Source organism: Kitasatospora sp. NPDC059088 (assembly GCF_042738155.1).
GTDB lineage: Bacteria > Actinomycetota > Actinomycetes > Streptomycetales > Streptomycetaceae > Kitasatospora.
Window position 1 is genome coordinate 1 of the sequence record NZ_JBHYGR010000292.1, and the last position, 1,934, is coordinate 1,934.

The following is a 1,934-nucleotide window of genomic DNA, read 5'->3' on the forward strand; positions in this document are numbered from 1 at the left end:
ACGACAAGCGGGCCTACGTCTTCCATGGCACGGTCACCGTCGCAGCGATCCGCCTCTGGCTCCGACCATGATCCGCCGGACAGAACCTAGTCCACCCAGCTCCGCTCGGGCTTCTCCGCCTCCAGGACCAGGCTCGCCATCGGGGCGCGGGTGGTCCAGCCGAGGGCCCGGTAGAGCCCCTGGCCGTCCGCCGTGCCGACCAGGACGCCGGTGCGGGCGCCCGCCTCGTACGCGCCGGACAGCAGGGCCCGCATCACCACCGAGCCCAGGCCCCGGCGGCGGTGCTCGGGGGCGGTGCCGATCTGGTCCGGTACGGCGACCGGGCCGGCCAGGCCCACCTGGCCGCGGGCGGCGAGGTGCCCGTCCGTGCTGCGCACCAGGGCGCGCAGCACGCCGCCCCTGGTCCAGGTGGTCAGGGTGTAGCCGGTCGGCGGCTGCGCCCGCTCGGGGGTGAGCGCGGTGGTCATCAGGAAGCCGGGCTGGTCCAGCCGCCACTGCGGGCCCAGCCAGGGCCGTACCGTCCCGTCCTCGGCGAACAGCTTGAGCCAGGTGGTCGGCGCGGTGGTCGCCCCGGCGAGCGCGCGGACGGCCTGCTCGGTCGGCTCGGGCAGCACGTACCGCCCCACCTCCCGGTCCGGCGCACCGACGTCGATGCTCCAGCCCCAGGGCCGCTCCACCGGGTCGGCGGCGCCCCGGGAGACGGTCCAGCCGCTGATCCACATCCGGACCAGCTCGGTGACGGTCGACTCCGGCGTCATGTGCGGCATCGTGTGCGGCATCGTTCGGATCCCCCCGCATGTAATGGTCTCTGCTTGCCTGCATACCTTACTCAAGCGGAGGGCGGCCTGCCCAGTAATCTTGACGGGTTCGACGTGCCGGCTCCCGCCGGCGCCCAGCAGCTGGAAGGACCCCGGACGTGAGCGAGACCGAGCCGCCGCAGGACCCCACGGCGGCCGCGCCGACCCCGCTCCGCTCCGACTGCGGCAGCTGCTTCGGACTGTGCTGCGTCGCCCTGCCCTTCGCGGCCACCGCCGACTTCGCGGTGAACAAGGCCGCCGGTACCCCCTGCCGCAACCTGCAGACGGACTTCAGCTGCGGGATCCACGCCCGCCTCCGCGACAGCGGCTTCCAGGGCTGCACCGTCTACGACTGCTTCGGCGCCGGCCAGCGGGTCTCCCAGGTCACCTTCGGCGGGGTCAGCTGGCGGGAGGAACCCGCCACCGCCAAGCCGATGTTCGACGTCTTCCCGATCGTCCGGCAGCTCCACGAACTGCTCTGGTACCTCACCGAGGCGCTCACCTTCGCCCCCGCCCGGCCCGTCCACGCCGAACTGCGGCAGGCCCTGGAGGAGACCGACCGCCTCGCCTCCGGCACCCCCGAGGAACTCCTCGCCGTCGACGTCGCGGCCCACCGCGGCCGGATCAGCGAGCTCCTGCTGCGGGCCGGCGAACTCGTCCGCGCCGCCGTCCCCCGCCGCCGTGAGCACCGCGGCGCCGACCTCTTCGGTGCCCGCCTGCGCGGCGCCGACCTCCAGGGCGCCAACCTGCGCGGCGCCCTCCTGGTCGCCGCCGACCTCTCCGGCGCCGACCTGCGCCTCGCCGACCTCATCGGCGCCGACCTCCGCGACGCCGACCTCGCCGGCGCCGACCTCAGCACCGCCCTCTTCCTCACCCAGGCCCAGCTCAACGCCGCCCGCGGCGACGCCACCACCCGCCTCCCGGCCGCCCTCACCCGCCCCACCCACTGGCCCGCCACCGCCCCGACGGGCGCGACCCCCGGCCACCGCAAGCCCCGCAGCGGCCCCCGCCCCCAGAACGGCACCCGCTCCGGCAGGCCGCGCCGCCGCTAGGGCCTGTCCGGCGGATCTTGGCAGATCAGCGCGCGGCGTTGGGCGCCCGGCTGGGCGTGCGCCCGAGTCGGCCTCGTACTGGACG

2 protein-coding genes are annotated in these 1,934 nt (G+C 75.4%); one reads left to right on the forward strand and one right to left on the reverse strand.

The features are described 5' to 3' along the window. Window positions 1-86: 86 nt before the first annotated feature. Window positions 87-758, reverse strand: a complete 672-nt coding sequence (locus ACFWXO_RS45410) for a GNAT family N-acetyltransferase (RefSeq protein ID WP_380533137.1) — start codon at window positions 756-758, stop codon at window positions 87-89. Between the two features lie 158 nt (window positions 759-916). Here ACFWXO_RS45410 and ACFWXO_RS45415 point away from each other — a divergent pair, with 158 nt between their 5' ends. After that, on the forward strand, window positions 917-1,849 hold the full coding sequence (locus tag ACFWXO_RS45415) for a pentapeptide repeat-containing protein (protein WP_380533140.1): 933 nt from the start codon (window positions 917-919) through the stop codon (window positions 1,847-1,849). Window positions 1,850-1,934 lie beyond the last annotated feature (85 nt).